This is a genomic window from Pseudomonas sp. AC112 (assembly GCF_979253545.1).
In genome coordinates this window covers 3,764,626-3,781,268 of sequence record NZ_CEEDCM010000001.1, presented here as the reverse complement: position 1 = coordinate 3,781,268, position 16,643 = coordinate 3,764,626, and the positions used below count along the sequence as shown (strand labels likewise).

The 16,643-nt window shown below is 59.4% G+C and carries 16 protein-coding genes; 11 read left to right on the top strand and 5 right to left on the bottom strand.

All coding sequences use genetic code 11. The annotated features are described in order from the left end of the window. Positions 1–228 precede the first annotated feature (228 nt). Complete coding sequence (locus AC0IYN_RS17515; protein ID WP_122728393.1) at positions 229–873, top strand: HAD-IB family hydrolase; 645 nt, start codon at positions 229–231, stop codon at positions 871–873. Positions 874–979: 106 nt separating this feature from the next. Here AC0IYN_RS17515 and AC0IYN_RS17510 read toward each other — a convergent pair whose 3' ends face one another. Next, positions 980–1,939: a LysR family transcriptional regulator gene (locus tag AC0IYN_RS17510; RefSeq protein ID WP_471842368.1), complete on the bottom strand. Its 960-nt coding sequence runs from the start codon at positions 1,937–1,939 to the stop codon at positions 980–982. A gap of 193 nt (positions 1,940–2,132) precedes the next feature. Here AC0IYN_RS17510 and argH point away from each other — a divergent pair, with 193 nt between their 5' ends. The 7 genes from argH to AC0IYN_RS17475 all read left to right on the top strand — a co-directional run bounded on the left by argH (position 2,133) and on the right by AC0IYN_RS17475 (position 8,954). Next, a complete protein-coding gene (gene argH / locus AC0IYN_RS17505; protein ID WP_457240546.1) occupies positions 2,133–3,560 on the top strand; it encodes an argininosuccinate lyase in 1,428 nt (475 codons plus the stop codon). Between the two features lie 114 nt (positions 3,561–3,674). Next, positions 3,675–4,553, top strand: a complete 879-nt coding sequence (locus tag AC0IYN_RS17500) for an amino acid ABC transporter permease (protein ID WP_016979819.1) — start codon at positions 3,675–3,677, stop codon at positions 4,551–4,553. Positions 4,554–4,577: 24 nt separating this feature from the next. Further along, positions 4,578–5,342 carry an amino acid ABC transporter ATP-binding protein gene (locus tag AC0IYN_RS17495; protein WP_471842367.1) on the top strand — a complete coding sequence of 255 codons (765 nt, stop codon included), beginning with the start codon at positions 4,578–4,580 and terminating at the stop codon, positions 5,340–5,342. A 25-nt stretch (positions 5,343–5,367) separates the two neighbouring features. After that, a complete protein-coding gene (locus AC0IYN_RS17490; RefSeq protein ID WP_406599617.1) occupies positions 5,368–6,189 on the top strand; it encodes an ABC transporter substrate-binding protein in 822 nt (273 codons plus the stop codon). Positions 6,190–6,307: 118 nt separating this feature from the next. Beyond that, a complete protein-coding gene (locus AC0IYN_RS17485; RefSeq protein WP_406599616.1) occupies positions 6,308–7,477 on the top strand; it encodes an MFS transporter in 1,170 nt (389 codons plus the stop codon). A gap of 54 nt (positions 7,478–7,531) precedes the next feature. After that, the gene (locus tag AC0IYN_RS17480; RefSeq protein WP_471842366.1) at positions 7,532–8,479 is read left to right on the top strand and encodes a hypothetical protein; all 948 of its coding nucleotides are present in this window, start codon (positions 7,532–7,534) and stop codon (positions 8,477–8,479) included. Between the two features lie 94 nt (positions 8,480–8,573). After that, complete coding sequence (locus tag AC0IYN_RS17475; RefSeq protein WP_457240093.1) at positions 8,574–8,954, top strand: helix-turn-helix domain-containing protein; 381 nt, start codon at positions 8,574–8,576, stop codon at positions 8,952–8,954. A 72-nt stretch (positions 8,955–9,026) separates the two neighbouring features. Here the strand turns inward: AC0IYN_RS17475 and AC0IYN_RS17470 are convergent, their stop codons facing one another. Next, positions 9,027–9,965: a GlxA family transcriptional regulator gene (locus AC0IYN_RS17470; RefSeq protein WP_406599613.1), complete on the bottom strand. Its 939-nt coding sequence runs from the start codon at positions 9,963–9,965 to the stop codon at positions 9,027–9,029. A gap of 114 nt (positions 9,966–10,079) precedes the next feature. Here AC0IYN_RS17470 and AC0IYN_RS17465 point away from each other — a divergent pair, with 114 nt between their 5' ends. Beyond that, entirely contained in the window at positions 10,080–10,883 is an 804-nt protein-coding gene (locus AC0IYN_RS17465; RefSeq protein ID WP_406599612.1) for an SDR family NAD(P)-dependent oxidoreductase, read from the top strand. On the opposite strand, the gene AC0IYN_RS17460 is transcribed toward AC0IYN_RS17465, so the two are convergent. The 3 genes from AC0IYN_RS17460 to AC0IYN_RS17450 all read right to left on the bottom strand — a co-directional run bounded on the left by AC0IYN_RS17460 (position 10,867) and on the right by AC0IYN_RS17450 (position 14,392). Then, positions 10,867–12,369 carry an amidase family protein gene (locus tag AC0IYN_RS17460; RefSeq protein WP_471842365.1) on the bottom strand — a complete coding sequence of 501 codons (1,503 nt, stop codon included), beginning with the start codon at positions 12,367–12,369 and terminating at the stop codon, positions 10,867–10,869. The genes AC0IYN_RS17465 and AC0IYN_RS17460 overlap by 17 nt on opposite strands. A 136-nt stretch (positions 12,370–12,505) precedes the next feature. Then, positions 12,506–13,063 (bottom strand): hypothetical protein, encoded by a 558-nt coding sequence (locus AC0IYN_RS17455; RefSeq protein ID WP_471842364.1) that lies wholly within the window; start codon positions 13,061–13,063, stop codon positions 12,506–12,508. A 270-nt stretch (positions 13,064–13,333) separates the two neighbouring features. Then, positions 13,334–14,392 (bottom strand): MBL fold metallo-hydrolase, encoded by a 1,059-nt coding sequence (locus AC0IYN_RS17450; RefSeq protein ID WP_406599609.1) that lies wholly within the window; start codon positions 14,390–14,392, stop codon positions 13,334–13,336. 128 nt (positions 14,393–14,520) lie between these two features. Between AC0IYN_RS17450 and AC0IYN_RS17445 the strand changes: the two genes are divergently transcribed. After that, positions 14,521–15,147: a TetR/AcrR family transcriptional regulator gene (locus AC0IYN_RS17445; protein ID WP_078049908.1), complete on the top strand. Its 627-nt coding sequence runs from the start codon at positions 14,521–14,523 to the stop codon at positions 15,145–15,147. A gap of 189 nt (positions 15,148–15,336) precedes the next feature. Continuing rightward, positions 15,337–16,395: a diguanylate cyclase gene (locus tag AC0IYN_RS17440; RefSeq protein ID WP_099494354.1), complete on the top strand. Its 1,059-nt coding sequence runs from the start codon at positions 15,337–15,339 to the stop codon at positions 16,393–16,395. The last annotated feature ends 248 nt before the right edge of the window (positions 16,396–16,643 follow it).

Genomic DNA, 16,643 nt, shown 5'->3' with positions numbered 1-16,643 from the left:
ATACGTGCATCCCAATCCTCGCTGTAACAATGCCGGATACCTCCGACGTTCATTCCTATGCCCGACCGGGTAAACTCCCTTGATCATTGCCAGTAAAAGCACAACATCAGTACCTCTGGCTGATCTGAATTGCATAACCGTTATCAGCCTGAACCCATGAAGTGGGCGCCAGTCACACAGTTATGAGAACCCGCTCCAAACGATCAAGGACCACCCGTGAACCCAGACATGCTCGAAGCCGGCCCCGCTGACGCCAAAGTACTTTCCGTCTTTGACTTCGACGGCACCCTGACCCACCACGACAGTTTCGTGCCCTTCCTCAAGTTTGCCTTTGGCCCCGGTGAGTTTTATGGCCGGATGGTCAAGCTGGCGGTGCCGGGGCTTCGCTTTTTGGTGCGGCAGATCAGCCGGGATGAGTTGAAGGCGCAGTTGATCCGCACCTTTATGACAGGAGTGCAGAAGACGTGGGTGCAGCAGAAGGCCGAGGAGTATTGCCAGCGCAATTGGGCGCGGTTGATGCGGCCGGCGGGGGTGCTTTCGGTGGAGCAGGAGTTGGGCTCCGGTGCGGAGGTCACGCTGTGTTCGGCGTCGCCGGCGTTGGTGTTGCAGCCGTTTGCGAATCGGCTCGGGATCAAGTTGATCGGGACTGAGCTTGAGGTGGTCGACGGGGTGTTGACCGGTAAGCTCACTGGGAACAACTGCCGTTGTGAGAACAAGGTGCTGCGACTTGAAGCGGTGTATGGGGATTTGGGCGAGTATCGGCTGCGGGCGTGGGGCGATACGCGTGGGGACCGGGAGTTGTTGGCGGCGGCGCAGGATGCGCATTTTCGGCATTTTCATGCGAAGAAGAAGCGGGCTCGGTTGCAGCGGTGATGCGGGTGGGTGGGGTTAGCGGATAACTCCTTCGCAGCCTCGCTGGGGCTCGACAGCTCCCACAGTTAATCTCTGTCGCTCGGAGGGACGGTGTTCGGCTGGGGTGTTATGCTGTGACTTTGAGGTCTACGCCCAGGGCAGTGGCGAAGGCTTTTACCATCGGGCTGCGCGGGGCGTTGTGGCGCAGGATGAGGTTGAAGGCGGTGCTCAGGTGAACGTGCTCCGGGCACAGTGCGCGCAGGCGCCCTACCCTTACCAATGGCGCGGCGTAGTGTTCGGGCAGGAAGCCGAGGAAGCGGCCGGTGAGAATCAGGATCGCGACGGCTTCGACTTGCGAGGCCGAGGCGGACTGGCTGTCGTAATTGACGAAGGTGGCCTTGTCGCGATGGATCGCATACCGGTGGTTCACCACTTCATATTGACGCAGCACCTCGGGCGTAATGTCGTTCGCGGTGAAGAGCGGGTGTCCTACGGCGCAGTAGGCGTGGGCCTTTTCTTCGTACAGCGGGAAATAATCGAATTCTTCGCGGCGCTGGTACACCGGCACGATGCCGACGATCAGCCGCCCTTCGACCACGCCACGCTCAACTTCGTCCAATTGTGAGGCGTGTAGCCGTAATCTGATTTTCGGCGACTCGCTATGTAACTTCCCCAACGCGGCAATTAGCGGGGAATTAACATCGGAGACGGTGTTATCAATAACGCCCACACTAAGGTCGCCAATAAGCTCGTTTTGCGCCGAACTAAGCTTGTCGCGAAAACTGTCCACCGACGTAAATAATTCGATGGATGCCTGATACACCAACTTGCCTTCTTCGGTCAGCCCGAACCCTTCCCTGCCCCGTGTGCATAGGCGCATGCCGATGCGAATCTCGAGGTCGGAGATTTGTTTGCTGATGGCCGCGAGCCCCACGTTCAGCTCGTTTTGCGCGGCACTAAAGCCGCCCGCTTCGACCACGGCCATGAACACGCGCAGCAATTTGAAGTCCAGCCCGCTCAACTGCAGGGGCAGTCTTGTGCCGGGTTTTGGCGGCAGGTTTCCAGAAGTGGAAAGTGGAGTTTCCATAATACGCGTTGACCTCAAGTGCCATATTCAACAGGCTTCAACCCAGTCCTTGAACATAGCCAGGCGGCGATAATGAACATAAACATCCGCCCTTGGCAACCTTGAATACGGCGCGTCAGACGCTGGTTCAGTCTAGTTGAAAACTTATTTTTACTGCCTCCGACTCTTCTAAAAACAAGCGTGAGGAACAACCATGTCCCAGCCCACCGACCGCCTTTGGGGCGCTCGTTTCAAGACCGGCCCGTCTGCTGCATTGGCCGCGTTGTCGCGTTGCCCCGAGCGCTATTTCCGCCTGACGCCCTACGACCTGGCCGGCTCCCGTGCCCATGCCCGTGAGTTGCAGCGCGCCGGGTTGCTCGATGAGTCGGAAACCCTGCGCACCCTCGAAGCCCTGGACCAGATCGGCCATGACTTCGCCGCCGGCCGCTTGCATCCGACCCTGGATGATGAGGACGTACACACCTTCATCGAGCGCGTATTGACCGAGCGCCTTGGCGCCTTGGGCGGTAAGTTGCGCGCCGGGCGTTCACGCAACGATCAGACAGCCAATGACCTGCGCCTTTTCCTACGGGACCACGCGCGCACCATCACCGCCGAGGTGCTGGGTTTGCAGCAGGCGTTGGTGGAGCAGGCCGAGCAGCATATCGAGAGTATCTGCCCCGGCTTTACCCATTTGCAGCAGGCGCAACCGATTGTGTTTGCCCATCACCTGCTGGCTCACGCGCAGTCCATGTTGAGGGATGTGCAACGTCTGGTGGATTGGGATGCGCGCACGGCCTTGTCGCCTTTGGGCGCTGCCGCGATGGCGGGTTCTGCGATTGCGCGCCAGCCTGAGCATTCGGCCAAGGAAATGGGCTACACCGGGCCGTGCGAAAACTCCATCGATGCCGTCGCCAGCCGTGACCATGTGGCGGAGTTCCTGTTTGTGGCGGGCATGCTCGGGGTGAATATTTCGCGCTTGTCCGAGGAGTTTTGCCTGTGGTCGTCGCGGCAATTTCGCTGGGTGGTGCTGGATGATGCCTACGCCACGGGTAGCTCGATCATGCCGCAGAAAAAGAACCCGGACATTGCCGAACTGACACGGGGTAAGGCTGGGCGCTTGATCGGCAACCTGACCGGGTTGATGTCGACGCTCAAGTCATTGCCGCTGTCGTACAACCGCGATTTGAGTGAAGACAAGCACAGTGTGTTGGACAGTGTGGATACCTTGTTGCTGGTGTTGCCGGCGATGGCAGGAATGGTTGCGACCATGAAGGTGCAGGTGCAAGAGCTGCGGCGTCAGGCGCCGATGGGCTTTACCTTGGCGACTGAGGTGGCGGATTGGTTGGCCACTCGCGGCGTGCCGTTCAAAGAAGCCCATGAGATCACCGGCGCGCTGGTACAGGCCTGTGAGAAGCATGAGATTGAGTTGTGGGAAGCCTCGCCGGCGATGTTGGCGGAGGTGGATGCGCGGCTCACACCCGAAGTGCGCGACTGCTTGACACTGGAAGCGGCGATTGCGGCGCGCAGTGGGTGGGGTGGGACGGCGCCGGAGCGTGTGAGAGAGCAGATCGGGCGGTTGAAAAGCGCATTGGCCGCGCAACGGCAATGGGCAGACAGTTACACCGGTTTTCGAATTTAACCCGTCCCCGTAGGAGCCCGGCTTGCCGGCGATGGCGTCCGTGAGATCGACATCGCCGGCAAGCCGGGCTCCTACAAGGTGGTTATTCAGTTAGATGTGTTTTGGAGTAGAAACATGAACCAAACCCCGGCAGAGCGCTTGGAAGCCGAGCGCAAGTTGTCCGAGAACCAGTTCGATATCACGCAGTACGAACACGTGCCGCGTCGCTATTACGGGCGGATGTTTTTTGCCACTTTGATCGTGATCGTGCTGGCCGCGCTGTTGCGCGCATTTGCCAATGGCCAGATCGAATGGTCCTACATCGGTCAGTTTCTCACGTCTGAGGCCATCCTCTGGGGTCTGGTGAACACCATTGTCATGTCGATTTTGGCGATGGCGCTGGGTGTGGTCATCGGGGTGATCACAGCCATCATGCGCATGTCGGCCAACCCGATCCTGCGGTATGTGGCCATCACCTACACCTGGCTGTTTCGCGGTACACCGTTGATCCTGCAGCTGCTGCTGTGGTTCAACCTGGCGTTGATTTTCCCGGTGATCGCGATTCCCGGCCTGTTCAGTATCGACACCGTCGACCTGATGACGCCGTTCGTGGCCGCCCTGCTCGGCCTGAGCATCAACCAGGGCGCCTACACGGCCGAGGTGGTGCGCGCCGGTTTACTGTCGGTGGACACCGGCCAGTACGAAGCCGCCAAGTCCATCGGCATGCCGAGCCTTCAGGCGCTGCGTAGGATCATTCTTCCGCAGGCGATGCGAGTAATTATTCCGCCTGTAGGCAACGAGTTCATCAGCATGGTGAAAATGACCAGCCTGGCCAGCGTAATCCAGTACTCGGAGCTGCTGCACAACGCGCAAAACATCTACTACGCCAACGCGCGGGTCATGGAGCTGCTGATCGTGGCCGGCATCTGGTACCTGGCGGTGGTGACTGTTCTTTCATTTGGTCAAAGCCGCCTCGAGCGTCGTTTTGCCCGCGGCGCTGGCAAGCGTTCGTAAGCCTGGGTTGAGGAGATTTGCCCCATGAGAAGCATCGTCAAGGCCGTCAACCTGAACAAGTATTACGACCAGTATCACGCGCTGCGCGACATCAATATCGAGGTCGAGCAAGGCGAAGTGATGTGCATCATCGGCCCGTCGGGGTCCGGTAAAAGCACGCTGCTGCGCTGCGTCAACCAGTTGGAAAAAATCGACAAGGGCGGCCTGTGGGTCGACGGCGAACTGGTGGGTTACCGCGTCGTCGGCAACAAGCTGCATGAGATGAATGAATCGCAGATCGCCCGCCAGCGCCTGGCCACCGGCATGGTGTTCCAGCGCTTCAATTTGTTCCCGCACATGACCGTGTTGCAGAACATCATCGAAGGCCCCTGCCAGGTGCTCAAGCGCTCGCCCAAGGAAGCTATCGAAGATGCGTTGGAACTGCTGGCCCGCGTCGGCCTGGCGGACAAGCGCAATGCCTACCCGGTGGAATTGTCCGGTGGGCAACAACAGCGCGTGGCCATTGCTCGCGCGCTGGCGATGCGCCCCAAGCTGATGCTGTTTGACGAACCCACGTCAGCCCTCGACCCGGAGTTGGTAGGCGAAGTGCTGTCGGTGATGCGCGACCTGGCCACCAGCGGCATGACCATGATCGTGGTCACCCATGAATTGGGCTTTGCCCGCGAAGTCTCAAACCGCATGGTGTTTATGGATGCCGGCCAGATTGTGGAAGCCGGCAGCCCCGAAGAAATTCTAATAAGCCCACAAAACCCGCGTACCCAAAGCTTTATTTCTGCCGTTCGCACTTAACTAAAAAACAAACGAGAACGCCCCCATGAAAAAATTGTTTATCCCAACGTTGCTCGCAGGCCTGATGGCCTCCTCCGCTGTATTCGCGGCCTTGCCGGCGGCAATCAAGGACAAGGGCGAGATCAGCGCGGCCATCGTGCCGAACTATCCGCCGATGGATTTCAAGGACCCGGCCACCAACAAGATCACCGGCTTGGACTTTGACCTGGGCAACGCCCTGGCCGAGCGCCTGGGCGTGAAGATCAAATGGCAGGAGACCGGCTTCGAGCAGATGCTCAGCGGCTTGACCACCAAGCGCGTGGACATCGTGTTGTCGGGCATGAGCGACACCGCCGAACGCCAGAAGGCCGTGACCTTCATCGACTACTTCACCAGCGGCCCGCAGTTCTACGCCCTGGCCAAACGTGAAGACCTCAAGGAATTGACTGACCTGTGCGGTAAAAAAGTCGGCACCAGCCGCCGTACCACCTGGCCGTCGGAAATTGCCGCATGGAGCAAGGAAAACTGCGAGGCGGCGGGTAAGCCGGCGATCGTGGTGATCGGGACTGAGGGCTCGGCGGATGCGCGGGCGCAGTTGCAGCAGAATCGCCTGGATGCGGCGATGCAGGGCAGTGAGACCATTCCTTATCTGATGTCGCTGGATAAGGGTAAGTACAAGCCGGTGGGCTTGGCGATTTCCAAGCAATTCACGGGGCTTGGGATTGAGAAGAGCAACACGGAACTGGTCACGGCGATCAGTGAGGCGTTGCAGGGCATGATTGATGACGGCACCTACGGCAAGATCCTGAAAAAGTGGGACCTGGAGCAAGGCGCCGTAGAAAAAATTTCCATCAACGCCGGCCAGTAACCCACAAACGTGTAGGAGCCGGCTTGCCGGCGATAGCGAGCTTACGGACGCCATCGCCGGCAAGCCGGCTCCTACACGGAATGTGTGCACTTGATCGAATAAGGACATCTGCCCCACCGTGGCCACCTACTCCCTGGTAATCCGCCGCCTGATGATCTGCTCGGTGACCATCGTGGTCAGCCGCGCCATGACCAGCCCGTTGCTGGCCCTGTTGCTGAGTACTCGCCTGGGCCTGAACCAGCAGGACATCGGCCTGCTGATGGGCATTGCCGTCTTTATCGCGACCTTGCTGGGCCTGTACGGCGGCTACATCATCGACCGCCTGGAAAAGCGCAAGCTGCTGATCCTGGCCATGCTCTCCAGCTCCATCGGTTTTCTGTTGCTGACTTTTGCCAGCAACCTCTACCTCACCACCCTGACCCTGGTCATCACCGAAGCGGCGTCGGCGCTGTTCCTGATTGGCTCAAAAGCCATCATCAGCGAGAACCTGCCGGTGGGTGACCGTGCCAAGGTGTTTTCCCTGCGCTACACCCTGACCAACGTCGGCTACGCCACAGGCCCGATGGTCGGCGTGGTGATCGCCGGCCACATGCAACTGGCGCCGTTCCTGATTGCCAGTGCGATCGCCTTTGGCAGCCTGTTCCTGATGATCGGCATCCCGCCCACCCAACGGGATGACAGCAACAAGCCCTTGAGTTTTCTCACCACCCTGCGCACGTTGCGCAGCGACCGCACACTCATCCTGTTCACCAGCGGCAGCTTGCTGAGCACCATTGTCCATGGGCGCTACACCCTGTATCTGTCGCAGTTCTTGCTGGTGGCCTACAAGCCCGCCGAGGCGCTGAGGATTCTGTCTGCGGTGCTGGCGTGCAATGCCATCACCGTAATTCTGATGCAGTACCAGATCGGCCGCTTTCTCAAGCGTGAACAACTGCGCTACTGGATCGTGCTCGGCACGCTGCTGTTCATTGCCGGGCTGATCGGTTTCAGCCTCGCGGACAGCCTGCTTACCTGGTGCCTGGCGATGTTCGTATTCACCCTCGGCGAGATGATCATCTACCCCTCCGAGTTCCTGTTTATCGACACCATCGCGCCGGATGCACTGCGCGGCAGTTACTACGGCGCGCAGAACCTGGCCGCATTTGGAGGGGCGATGAGCCCGGTGATTTGCGGCTATCTGCTGATCAATGCGGCGCCGGCCAGCATGTTTTATGCACTGGGGGCGCTGACTGCGGTCGGTGGAACGCTGTGCTTCTTGAGCGGGCGAAGGGTTGCAGGTTCTTGCTGATATTTGCGCTGGATCCCGCTATTAATAGCGAAACTTCTCACGGACCCGAGCCCCATGAAATTCGACACGGCCTACAGCCTGAGTCTCGACGACAAGCTGTCGATCTACGACGTACGAGACCTGAATTTCGACGAAACCGCTGATTTCGATTCCGACCAAGACAGCTTCCTCTGCCCCAACGATCAGTGCCGTGCAGCGTTTGATGCGAGCAACGCGCTGAGCACGTTCAACGCCAAGAACGTCAACTACCTGCGCACGCCGCACTTCAAGAACAAAACCAGTACCCGACACATTGACGGTTGTCGTTATGCCAGCACCCACAAGACCGCGAGCGGGGAAAGTGACGACGAGCGTGAGGACAATTTCCCCTCGGAATGGGTACTGGCTCGTAGACAGTACGTACGCAAGCCGCCCTTGGCTGGCACCGAGGGAGATATCCCTAAAGCCCCCGCAAAAGCATCTTCTTTGCGTGTCACTGCATCCCCCGGCAACCCCGACAGCACCCCGGACAAAACCAGCGTATTCGCCCACCCAGTGGAATGCTTTGTGTCCAACATTGATGACAAGGACAAACTCAAGTCCATGCCGTTGAAGATCGGCGAGCACACCGCGACCTACTGGACGTACTTCAAAAAGATCGAATACCTGCAGGACAACAAGGGCTTGATCTACTGGGGCAAGATCAAGGCGATCAAGGACTACACCAGCAGCTTTCGCATCGACTTCGAAAAGAAAGTGTGGCTCGACAAAAAGCCTTACTCGGTGAATGTCTACCTGAGCAAAAAACTCATCGACAACTACCGCAAGCGCAAGGCATTCCTGGAGCAGATCAAGGCAGCGGTAGACAGCGAGCGGGCGTTGTATTGCTTCTTCTATGGTGTAACGCCGGAACTCCAGCAGGTGTCCAGCAAGAAGAACCCCGAGCAGACGTTTGGGGTGTTCAGCGCGAATATCGAGAACCTGGATCACCTGATCATTCGCGAGGCTCCAGGGCTGGAATAGTGGGTCGTTGAGAATCCAGTTGATGAGCGGTCAAAACAACTGTACAAAAACACAGTATAGTTTGTCCTCCCCCGTCGAACCCTGGAGAAACCCCATGTCCTCCCTGGCAATGAGCTCTTTTGTAGAACAGCAGATCGTCCTGCATCAATTCACCGCCAAGCACAGCGCACAGGCCCGTGCGATGCTGGGCTGGAGCCGGGAACACCTGGCGCTTCAGGCTGGCGTGACGGTCGAAGCGGTTCAACAGTTTGAAAGCCAATGCGACGTGGGTGACGAAACCCGCCTGGCCCTGGCATTTCGGTTGGAGGCTGAAGGGCTGGTGTTTTTCCCAGGGTTTGCGCCGGGATGGGGCATGAGTGTGCGCCGCTTCGACACCGCCGCAGCCGAACCCGTAGCGCCAGGGATCATCTCTCGTTTAATCGGCACAACGTCCGCATCACTTGATTCACCCACCCCTCAACCGAATGGTGCGTAGCGCCCGGCCCTAACATCTTGCTGGCCAGCGTCTGCACTGCCCTCACTGCACGCACCTACCAACCGTGAAACGTCAGGCCTGCAATTGCAATGCCCGACGCATCATTTGCGGCGGTTGGCCGAAGGCGCGCAGGAAGGCGCGACGCATGCGTTCCGGGTCGCCGAAGCCGGTTTCACGGGCGATGATGTCGATGGAGTGGTCGCCGGACTCAAGCAGCAGGCGCGCCGCTTCAATGCGCAGGCGCTCGATAGCCTTGGCGGGGGACTGGCCAGTTTCGGCGCGAAACAGTCGGCTGAATTGGCGTGGGCTCAGGTGGGCGACCTCAGCCAGTTGCTCCACCGAGAGATCCTCCTGCAAGTGCTGCCGGGCGTAAGCCAGGGCGGTTTGCACGCGATCAGACTTGGGGTCGATCTCCAGCAGGGCTGAAAATTGCGACTGCCCACCCGCGCGGCGGTGGTAAACCACCAATTTGCGCGCCACCGCACGTGCAACCTCGACACCCAGGTCGTGTTCGACCAAGGCCAGCGCCAGGTCGAGGGCGGCGGTCAAACCGGCTGAGGTCCAGAGTGGACCGTCGACCGTGAAGATCCGATCTTCCTCCAGCCGTACATTGGGATAAGCCTGGCGAAAGGTGTGGGCGTGGTACCAATGGGTGGTTGCCTTGCGGCCCTCCAGCAATCCGGCGGCGGCCAGGTGGAAAGAGCCCGTGCAGGCCGATGTCACGCGGCGCGAAGTCAGCATGGCCTGCTGCAGGTAGGTGAGCATGCCGGACGTGGCTTGCAGCAATTCGTTGTCACCCACCACCAGCAAGGTGTCGTAGTGGTGTTGACCAAAAGGCACCGTATCGATGGCAAAGCCCATGGAGCTACGGATTGGCCCGCCTTGCTCCGACAGTAAATCCACACGATAGAAGGGTTGCTCCAACTCGAAGTTAGCGAATTCGAACACGGTACTGGTGCCCAGGCTAAGCATCTGGAACCCGGGGAACAGCAGAATACCGATAGACACCATGGCGAAACCTCATGTCCCAAAAGGAGGGATATACGACATTGCAGCCAATACATTACACCCATAATCTGGGCTCCAACAAGGCCGCCCTTCCACGGCCCTTCTGGAGCAACTGCAATGACTCAAGCAAACGGTTATGCCCTGATTACTGGCGCTTCGTCCGGGATTGGTGCCGTGTATGCCGACCGTCTGGCCCGCCAGGGCTACGACCTGATTCTGGTGGCGCGTAATCAACAGCGCCTGGATCTACTGGCGACACGCCTCAAAGCCGATACCCACCGGGATATCCAAGTGGTGGCCGCCGATCTGAACTTGCCTGCCGACCTGGCTCGCATCGAACAGATGCTGCATGACGACAGCCGCATCAGCCTGCTGGTGAACAACGCCGGCGTCGGCGCGACGGCTTCATTACTGGCCTCGGACTCAGACAAGATGGACGCGATGATCCTGCTCAACGTCCTCGCCCTGACCCGCCTGGCGAAAGCCGCCGCGACCAATTTTGCCGCCCAGGGCCGTGGCACCCTGATCAACATCGGGTCGATCGTAGCGGTCGCACCAAAGTTGTTGAATGGTGTGTACGCCGGCACCAAGGCTTTTGTGCAGGCATTCAGTGAATCGCTCGACCATGAATTGAGCGACAAGGGGGTGAGTGTACAAGTGGTGCTACCGGGGGCGACTGCCACCGAGTTCTGGGATGTCGCGGGCCTGCCGGTGAGCAACTTGCCGGACTCCATGGTGATGACCACGGAAAACCTGGTGGATGCTGCACTGGCAGGGCTTGCCCAGGGTGAAAAAGTGACGATTCCGTCACTGCCCGACCGCCTTGACTGGGACGCCTACGAACATGCGCGCCTGGCGCTCGGGCCGAACCTTTCACACCGCGCCCCCGCCCCACGTTACGGCGTCAAAGCCTCGGTTTGATAGCAGCCTGTGCTGCCTGCTCATACCCGTAGGCCACTGCGAGCAAGGTCGCTTCAGCCCAACGGGTTCCAAAAAAATAGGCACTGGTCGGCAACCCATCTTCATCCCTCCCGGAAGGGACTGTAATCCCCGGATAACCGGCCGCTGCCACACCGAAATAACTGTTGGTTTCGAAATCCGACACTATGGCGTCCAGATTCTGCGCATTGATCGGGTCATCTATGGTGCTGCGAAAGTTCCGGATGCACTCGTCCCACAGTCCTTTGCGCTGTTCCAACGTCAAGGTAGAGGCATCTACGTTCTTGAGAATTGGTTGATGATCCACCTCAGTACCATCACGCTCGTTGTTGAACTTGATCAGTTCGGCCACTGACTTGACCGGTAGGCCCGGACGCTTGCCGAGGTAACTGTTCAGCTCATCCTTCACATCAGAGAGCAGCAACTCGTCGTAGCGTGATGCATCGGCCAGCGCCAGGTTGACCGGTACCAAAACCGCGCCCTGCTCGCGTAGCACATCCAACGCCCGATTGAATTGCGCGCTGTTTTCCACTGGCAGGGTTTCGCCATCGTTGGAAAACGTCACGGGATAACCGATACGTTTGTCTTTCAACGCACCTGGAACCAATAACTGCGTGTAATCAATTCCTTGGGGTGCTCCCACGCTCGCCGGATCCTGTGGATCGCTGCCCGACATGGCGTTGAGCATCAACGCAGCATCAAACACCGAGCGCGCCATCGGGCCCGGTGTGTCCTGGTGCTGGCTCGCGGGAATAATCCCGTTGCGGTCCAGCAGGCCAACGCTGGGCTTGAGTCCGACAACCCCGTTTAGCGCTGCCGGCACAATGATCGAACCATTGGTTTCAGCTCCCACCGCCAAGGGTGCCAACCCTGCCGCGACTGCGGCGGCAGACCCTGAGCTGGAACCTCCGACGTCGGCATCCGCATGGTGCGGGTTACGGGTTTGTCCGCCCCGGCTGCTCCAGCCATCGGCCCCCCCACGAAACCCTGCCAGTTCGGTCATATTGGTTTTACCGAGGATCACCGCGCCCTGCTTGATCAGGTAGTCGACCAATGGGGCGTTCTTGCCGGCCGCTTCACCCACGAGCCCGAAAGCACCTGCACTGGTTTGCATGCCTTCTGTTTCGATGGTGTCCTTGAGCAAAATGGGAATGCCATGCAGCGCCCCGCGGACCTTGCCGCTGGCGCGCTCGCGATCCAGCTCGCGCGCGGCCTCGAGTGCCTTGGGGTTGAGTTCGATGACGGCGTTCAGTTGCGGGTCGACCCTGCGAATCCGCGCCTGCAGGTACGCGACCAGGTCGGCCGAGCTGAGCCCGCCTGGCCGGGCCATGTGCTCGCCAAGTTCTTTGACATTGAAGTACTCGGTCCCTAGGGGCACGGGCTTTGAAGCAACCGCTGAGTATTCTCCTGCGAACGACTGTACAACTTGCCGGACGACGGAGCCCATACCATATGCAATACCGAACATAAGACCTCTCGAAGAGTAAGACATGACGAAGGATCAACGCTGATCCGTGGGCCAGTCTAAAAACTCTTCTCCTGCCCGGCAGCGGGATGTGGGTCATTTACTGTGTGGGACAGTTCAACGCAGCGGGTAGCCTTTCCTATGGGGCCATCCGGCGAAAGATGTTTCGATATTCCCGTACCAGGGCCGCCAACCTTTCTTTTGCCCATCGCGCACCGTAGAACCACAGCGTCGCGCCATCATCGAGCGGCTCGCCAACCCCCGGGTACCCACTCCAGCAAGCCCCATGGAATGCAGTGCTGCGACTGTCGGATATCAAGGCATCCAGTCGGTACTCATGCACACGCTCATCGATTTCATTGTGGGCATGCAGGCTCTTGGTCCGGTGTGCATGCACCGGAACCAGTACGGCTCCGGAGCGGCGCAGGATGTCCAGCGCTCTCAGGAAGGACGGGGTGTGCTCAATCAACTGATGTTCCTGACCGTCCACCCATCGCTCGGCGAACCCCAGGCGCCTGCCCTCCAACGCACTGTCAGCCGTAAACGTGGTGTTGTTCTGTACCAGGGGCACTTCCACCATTACCGGCCCCGAGGGGTCAATGCCACTCAGCGCAATCAATGACAGCGACGGGTCGCGCTGGAGTTTGAGGGGTAATCCGGGGACGTCATACCCCGGGATCGGGACGCCGCCTCTCAAGCTGACAGGCGCCTGGGGATCGACGCCGAAAGCGATGCCACCCGGGCTCGCAGGCTCATGGGTCGTCGTTGCCAGACCTGACGATTCGGCAGGCCCAGGCACCGGTTGCCCCGTTGAGCAGGGCAAACCCGGCTGCCAATATTTCTTACACTTGCGCTCCATGAAACCCGCACCCGACAAATGACTTGCCGGGGATCATCGCACCGTTGCCTGGCGCCTGTCGCAGCACTGAAACAGTTTGAAAACTCCTTTTTTCCCACGCGCCTGCCTTCAGCCGGCGAGGTGCTCCTGCGCGCATTGGGTTTCCACTTCCAGCCACCAGGCCACCCCGCGCTCAGGTTGATTCAAGCTGAACACCTGCCCCATCTGCGGCGTGGTGATCGACACATTGCGCTCCCAAGCCAGGGCCATGATGCGGTCGAACGGTTCGTGCCAGGCATGGAAGGCCAAGTCGAAGGTGCCGTTGTGAATCGGCAGCAGCCAGCGCCCCTTGAGATCGATATGTGCTTGCAGGGTTTGCTCCGGCTGCATGTGCACATGGGGCCAATCAACGTTATAAGCACCCGTTTCCATCAGCGTCAGGTCGAACGGGCCGTACTGTTCGCCGATGCGTTTAAAGCCGTCGAAATAGCCGGTGTCGCCACTGAAGAAGATCCGTCGCGCGCCATCGATCATCACCCAGGAACACCACAGGGTCTGGTTGGCATCAAACAGACCGCGTCCGGAAAAATGTTGTGCAGGCGTGGCGACAAATCGAATGCCCTCCACTTCGGTACCCTGCCACCAATCCAACTGGCGCACTTTGCTGGCGTCTACACCCCACTTGACCAAAAGGTCACCCACGCCCAGCGGCGCCAGAAAATAGCGGGCCTTGTCGGCCAGTTGCACGACAGCCTTGCGGTCGAGATGGTCGTAGTGGTTGTGGGAAAGAATCACCGCTTCCAGCGGCGGCAACTCTTCAAGACTGATGGGCGGCTGGTGGAAACGCTTGGGGCCGGCCCAGCTGAACGGCGAGGCTCGCTCGGCGAATACCGGGTCGGTGATCCAGAATTTGCCGCGCATCTTAAGCAATACGGTGGAATGCCCGAGGCGGAACACGCTGTGATCCGGGGCTGCCAGCAGCTGTTCGCGGGTCAGTGGTTGCACCGGGATCTGCCCTACCGGCCGCGTGGTGCGCGGTTTGTTGAACAGCATGTTCCAGAAAATACGCAAGGTCTTGCCGAAGCCCCCGTGCTGCACAGGCGCCTCATTGCTGAAGTGCTTCTGGTCCTGCTCGGCAGGCTTGCGCGTGGCTGGCGATGAATCGACACGGGATGAGAGGGTGGCCATGACCGGGTGACTCCTACGGCTCGCTCATAAATTACACTGCACAGTGTAGTTTCAAGATTGCAACAAAATCCGGAGCAAGTAAACTACCGAGTGTAAGTTTCCCTGACCTGAAGAGCCGAGCGCCACCCATGACTGCCCCTCAACGCCTCACCGACCGCAAACGCGAAGCCATCGTGGCCGCGGCCATCGCCGAGTTTCGCGCGAACGGTTTCGAGGTGACCAGCATGGACAAGATCGCCGCCACCGCCGGCGTATCCAAGCGCACGGTGTACAACCACTTCCCCAGCAAGGAAGAATTGTTCGCTGAAATTCTCCATCAACTCTGGGCCAGCAGCGTCGCCCAACTCGACGTCAGCTACGCCAGCGACCGCCCGCTGCGTGACCAATTGCGCGGGCTGCTGGAGGCGAAGATGAAGATGATGTCGGACGCCAACTTCCTTGACCTGGCCCGGGTTGCCATCGCTGCCACCATCCATTCGCCGGAGCGTGCGCAAGACATGGTGACGCGCCTGAGCAAGCGTGAAGAAGGCTTTACCCAGTGGGTGCGCGCCGCCCAGGAAGACGGCCGGCTCAATTGCAGCGACCCCGCGTTTGCCGCGCACCAGATCCAAAGCCTGCTCAAGGCCTTCGCCTTCTGGCCACAGATCACCCTCGGCCAGCCCACCCTCGATGCCGCCTGCCAGGCCAGTGTCATCGAGTCTGCCATCGACCTGTTCCTGGCTGGCTACGAAGTCACCCCGCCCCACCCGCTGTAAAGCTGTTGTGCAAACGACATCCCAGGTCGTTTTTGACGCTTTCGCCTTCTGTTTTGCGCAAATGGCCTGGAAGGACACTGATTATTCCCACGCGAATAACTGACAATATTCATGGGTGTTATCCGATCAACGGTTAAGCCTGCGAACGCGTGTCGTCGTATCTGCACAAAAGAGCTGACCCTGGAATTTATGGAAAACAGACAAGGCAAAGGGCTTTCCTTTGCCCGGCGCATCTACAAGCCAAGGATCATCGGCACAGCCATGTGCTGCATCAGCGTGATAGCGGCGCTGTATCCATTGGCCAAGCCGGGCTGGATCTGGGCATTGTTGCTGGTCAATGGCTTCGTTTGGCCGCACCTGGCGTATCAATGGGCAACCCGCTCTAAATTTCCCTACGACGCCGAGCAACGCAACCTGGTGTATGACGCGCTGTTTAGCGGTTTCTGGGCCGCCACCCTGCAATTCACCCCGCTGACCACCGTGACCCTGCTGTCGATGGTTGCCATGAACAACGTGGCCGCCGGAGGCAAGCGCCTGTTGATACGCGGTGCCTGCGCTCAGGTGCTCGGCGCGGGTATCGGCGCCCTGCTGTTCGGCCTGCAGTTCAACCCTTCGGTCAGCCTGGTTCAGGTCTACGCCTGCCTGCCCATGCTCACGCTCTACCCCATGGCGATCGGCATGGTCTGCTATCAACTGGCGATCAAACTGTCGGAACACAAACGCGCCCTCAGCGCATTGAGCCGCATCGACAGCCTCACGGGCCTGCTTAATCATGGTTCCTGGAAGGACCTGCTGCACCTCAAGTTTCACAAGTGCCAGCAACAGCAAAGCCACGCCACCATCGCCTTGATCGATATCGATCACTTCAAGCAAATCAATGACACCCACGGCCATATCGTCGGCGACGCGGTACTGCGGCAATTGAGCCTGGAGCTGCGGCGCAACCTGCGGGAAAACGACTTGGCCGGGCGATACGGCGGCGATGAGTTCTGTGTGATTCTTCCGCGAATGCCCCTGGAACAAGCGGCCCAAGTGATGGAACGCATGCGCGAAACCTTCAGCAATTACCGCAACCCGCAGATCCCTGAATTGCGCGTAAGCCTGAGCATCGGCCTGGCGGGGTTCCAGCCGTCGTTTACCAATGCCGCCATGTGGCTCGATGCAGCGGACCGCGCGCTGTATGCGGCGAAGGACACCGGGCGTAACCGGGTCAACGTGAGCGACGAGAAGGTCGCCCACTCCGCCTGAAACGGTGGCACGACAGCTCGTCTGAATCTTCCTGCCTACACCCCGCAAGAAAGCATAATGCCACCATTGGTCGCCTACCCAAAAAAGGTCCTGCCCTTGGGGCGAACTTCTTGTCAGGCTGATCACTCTTAACCCGTTGTTCCACCCCCTCTGTCAGCACAAGGAAGCTGACAATGAGCAAGTCAACCGTATAGCGCACGCCTTACGGGGGCAGGCGCATACCCAAGGAAACTCCAGCAGTCTGCTTG